This window comes from Rhodococcus sp. CX, from assembly GCF_015865005.1.
Lineage (GTDB): Bacteria > Actinomycetota > Actinomycetes > Mycobacteriales > Mycobacteriaceae > Rhodococcus.
This window is the reverse complement of record NZ_JADZGH010000109.1, coordinates 16,146-20,462: the sequence shown is the minus strand read 5'-3', so window position 1 is coordinate 20,462 and position 4,317 is coordinate 16,146. Positions and strand designations below refer to the sequence as shown.

At 68.5% G+C, this 4,317-nt stretch carries 3 protein-coding genes; all 3 read right to left on the bottom strand.

The features are described 5' to 3' along the window. Positions 1–464 precede the first annotated feature (464 nt). Complete coding sequence (locus I0Q12_RS11875; RefSeq protein ID WP_197252106.1) at positions 465–2,363, bottom strand: ABC transporter ATP-binding protein; 1,899 nt, start codon at positions 2,361–2,363, stop codon at positions 465–467. Beyond that, entirely contained in the window at positions 2,360–4,087 is a 1,728-nt protein-coding gene (locus I0Q12_RS11870; protein ID WP_197252141.1) for an ABC transporter ATP-binding protein, read from the bottom strand. Before I0Q12_RS11870 ends, I0Q12_RS11875 begins: the two co-directional genes overlap by 4 nt. A gap of 42 nt (positions 4,088–4,129) precedes the next feature. Next, the coding region (locus tag I0Q12_RS11865) for a hypothetical protein (RefSeq protein WP_197252105.1) at positions 4,130–4,317 on the bottom strand (188 nt) is incomplete at its 5' end.

Sequence of the window (4,317 nt, the reverse complement as noted above, 5' to 3'; positions counted from 1 at the left end):
ACGGGCCACCGACGCCTGTTTCACCGCGCCTGCATCGCACCGATCGGGTCGACCTACATCACCCGCGACGCCGCGCCGAGCACCGCCGCCGACCGCAGATCGTTGTCGGGTTCCGAGAATCACAGCGGCACATCGTTGTACGACGACCGCTGCCGGTAAACCGAAGAGCACCGACCGGTTCGGGGGACGGATCGGTGTCATCGACCGCACCCGGATCGATTGCGGCGCAGAACGATTCGATGTCGTCGGCCTACGACCGCGCGAGACCGTCCACGTGCCACGCCATCGAGATCGTCTCCTCGGCACAGAGATACAACCAGCTCTCGGGGACGCCGGCGGGAGACACTCTCGAACCGACGCCGGAGACCACCGCTGTTGTCTGCACCCCGTCATGGCCAGAGGTGTCCCGCTCCGCCCGCGAGGACGGAACGGTTTGTATCAGGCCGCGCCGAAGTCCCCCGCGTTCACTCCACGAGTGCCTTGAACTGCGCGTCGTACAACCGCGTGTAGGCACCGCCCGCGCGGAGCAGATCCTCGTGCGTGCCCTGCTCGACGATGCGCCCGTCCTCCATCACCACGATCCGGTCGGCGTCGCGGATCGTCGAGAGCCGGTGCGCGATGACGAAACTCGTGCGGTCGTCGCGCAGCCGCGCGGTGGCCTGCTGCACGAGCAGTTCGGTGCGGGTGTCGACGGAGCTGGTGGCCTCGTCGAGGATCAGGATGGACGGCTTGGCCACGAAGGCCCGCGCGATCGTGATGAGCTGACGTTCACCGGCGCTGAGGCTGCCCGATTCCTCGTCGATGATCGTGTCGTAGCCGTCGGGCAGGGCACGCACGAAGCGGTCCACGTAGCTCATGCGGGCCGCGGACAGGATCTGGTTCTCGGTGGCGTGCGGGTTGCCGTAGGCGATGTTCTCCCGGATGGTGCCGCCGAACAGCCAGGTGTCCTGCAGCACGATGCCGATCCGCGACCGCAGCTCGGCCCGCGACATCGAGGTGATGTCGACACCGTCGACGAGGATGCGGCCGGAGTTCAGCTCGTAGAACCGCAGGATCAGGTTGATCAGCGTGGTCTTGCCGGCGCCGGTCGGGCCGACGATCGCGACCATCTGTCCCGGTTCGGCGCGCAGCGACAGGTGCTCGATGAGCGGACGATCCGGGTCGTACGAGAACGACACGTCGTCGAATTCGACGCTGCCGTGCCGGCCCCACGGCAGGGTCGGTGCCGGCGACTCGGGGTCCTGCTCGGGCTCGTCGAGGAGTGCGAACACCCGTTCCGCGGACGCGGCGGCGGACTGCAGCAGGTTCACCATCGCACCGATCTGGGCAAGCGGCTGAGCCAGCTGGCGCGAGTACTGGATCAGCGCCTGCACCTCGCCGAGGGTGATGGTGCCCGACGCCACGCGCAGGCCGCCGAGCACGGCGACACCCACGTAGCTGAGGTTGCCGAGGAAGGTCACCAGCGGCATCACGGTGCCGGACACGAACTGTGCGCGGTAGGCGGACCGGAACAGCTCGTCGTTGGTCTCGGCGAAGCTGCGCTCGACGTCGGCGGTGCGCCCGTACGCGGTGACGATCTCGTGGCCGGTGAACACCTCTTCGATCTGGCCGTTGAGTTTGCCGGTCGCTTCCCACTGCGCCGCGAAGTGCGTGCGGGACCGGCGCGCGACCAGGGCCGTCGCGACGACGGACGCGGGCACCATGAACAGCGCCACGAGCGCGAGGAGCGGCGAGATCCACAGCATCATCACGACGAGGCCGATCAGGGTCAGCACGGCCAGCACGAGCTGGCTGATCGATTCCTGCATGCCCGTCGACACGTTGTCGATGTCGTTGCTGACGCGGCTGAGCAGGTCGCCACGCGAGTGGGTGTCGAAGTAGCGCAGCGGCAGGTTGTGGATCTTGCGTTCCACCCGCGACCGCAGATCCCGCACCACCCGCTGGACGATCTCGTTCAGGCCGTACGCGGCCACCCAGATCAGCGCCGACGACAGCAGGTACAGCGCCAGGACGACGAACAGGATCCGGCCGAGGGCGCCGAAGTCGATGCCCTCCCCGGGCACGGCGGCGGTCCCGGACACCATGTCGGCGAACTGGTCGTTGCCCTCGCTGCGCAGCTGCGCGACGGCCTCGTCCTTCGTGAGCCCGGCCGGCAGCTGCAGGCCGATGACACCGTCGAAGATGACGTCGGTGGCGCGCCCGAGCAGCAGCGGCGCGACCGCCTGCGCGATCACGCCGAGGAGCACCATCAGCAGCACGCCGTAGACGATGAAACGCTGCGGGTGCAGCAGCCCGAGGATCCGCTTGATCGACGCGAGTCCGTTCTGCGGCTGGGCCGGGAGGGTCGGGGTCTGGGTGCTCATACGGCGGCCATCCGCTGGGACTCGACGATCTCGATGTACTCCCGGCAGTACGACAGCAGCTCGATGTGGGTGCCGGACCCGACGACCGCTCCGTCGTCGAGCACGATGATCCGGTCGGCGTCCTGCACGGTCGACACCCGCTGGGCGACGATCAGGACGCATGCGTCGCGGGTCTCGGGCACCAGGGCCTCCCGGAGTCGGGCATCGGTGGCGGGGTCGAGCGCGGAGAACGCGTCGTCGAACAGGTAGATCGAGGGCCGGCGGACCAGTGCGCGGGCGATGGCGAGGCGCTGCCGCTGCCCGCCGGAGACGGTGGTGCCGCCCTGCGCGACGACCGTCTCGAGCCGCTCGGGCAGGGCCGCGACGAAGTCCGCGGCCTGCGCGACCTCGAGGGCGTGCCACAGTTCGTCGTCGGTGGCGTCGGAGCGCCCGTACCGCAGGTTCTCGGCGATCGTGCCGGAGAACAGGTACGCCTTCTGCGGCACCACGCCGATCTCGCGGCGCAACGCCGCCGGGTCGATGTTCCGGACGTCGATTCCGCCGACCTCGATCGAACCGGCGGTGACGTCGATCAGCCGCGGGATCAGGCGCATGAGGGTGGTCTTGCCGGACCCCGTGCCGCCGATGATCGCCGTGGTGGTGCCGGGTTCTGCCCGGAACGCGATGTCGTGCAGCACGGGCGCGTCGGCGCCCGGGTAGGAGAAACCGACGCCCTTCAACTCGACGGCGACCGGGCGCGGCAGTGCCGTCACGGCGTTCTCTGCGCACGACACCGACGGCTCGGTGCCGAGGACCTCGAGGATGCGGTCGGCGCAGACGGCCGCGCGCGGGGCCATCAGCGCCACGAACGAGGCCATGAGCACGGCCATGAGGATCTGGGTGACGTAGGTGATCAGCGCGGTCAGCGACCCGACCTCCATCGCGCCGCTGTCGATGCGCTGCCCGCCGAACCACAACACGGCGACGGTGCTGGCGTTCGCGATGAGGATGACGGCCGGGAACAGCACCGCGTTGATCCGCCCGACGCGCAGCGCCGTCATGGTGAGGTCGAGGTTCGCCGCGTCGAATCGGGCGCCCTCGGAGTCCTCGCGGACGAACGCGCGAACCACACGGATGCCGGTGATCTGTTCGCGCAGCACCCGGTTGACGTTGTCGATCTTGGTCTGCATGATCCGGAACGACGGCAGCATCATCGCCATCAGACCCAGGATCGTGAGGATGAGGACGGGGACCGCCACAGCCACGACCACCGAGGTTCCCCGGTCCTCGCGCAGCGCCATGACGATGGCGCCGATCCCCATGATGGGAGCGATGACGACGATGGTGCAGGTCATCATGACGAGCATCTGGATCTGCTGCACGTCGTTGGTGTTGCGGGTGATCAGCGACGCCGCCCCGAACTTGCCGTGCTCGCGGGCGGAGAACTTCCCGACACGGTGGACCAGCGACAGCCGGATGTCGCGTCCCACGGCCATCGCGGTCCGGGCCGCGAAGTAGACGGCGCCGATCGCGCAGGCCACCTCGAACGCCGCGATCACCAGCATGATCGCGCCGGTGCGCATGATGTAGCCGATGTCGCCGCGGGCCACACCGTTGTCGATGATGTCCGCGTTGAGGCTGGGCAGGATCAGCATCGCCACCGTGGACACCAGTTGCAGCACGACGACTGCAACCAGTGCACCACCGTGAGGCGCGAGGAAACGCCGAAGAAGCCTGACCAACATGGGCATCAACCTACCTGGGCGGACACGTCACGCCGTGATCGTTCACGCGTGGACCGTGTCCCGCTCGGACGCCGCGGCCAGTTCGCGGGTGAGCTTCTCGCCCTCGACGTCCACGTTCGGCAGGATCCGGTCCAGCCACTTGGGTAGCCACCAGGCCTTGTCGCCGAGCAGCGCCATGACGGCCGGGATGATGACCATGCGCACCACGAACGCGTCGAAGAACACCGCGG

What these genes read in the sequence shown, in the direction of transcription:
- I0Q12_RS11875 (WP_197252106.1), bottom strand. Translation starts at nt 2,363, where the DNA reads ATGAGCACCCAGACCCCGACCCTCCCGGCCCAGCCGCAGAACGGACTC.
- I0Q12_RS11870 (WP_197252141.1), bottom strand. Translation starts at nt 4,087, where the DNA reads ATGTTGGTCAGGCTTCTTCGGCGTTTCCTCGCGCCTCACGGTGGTGCA.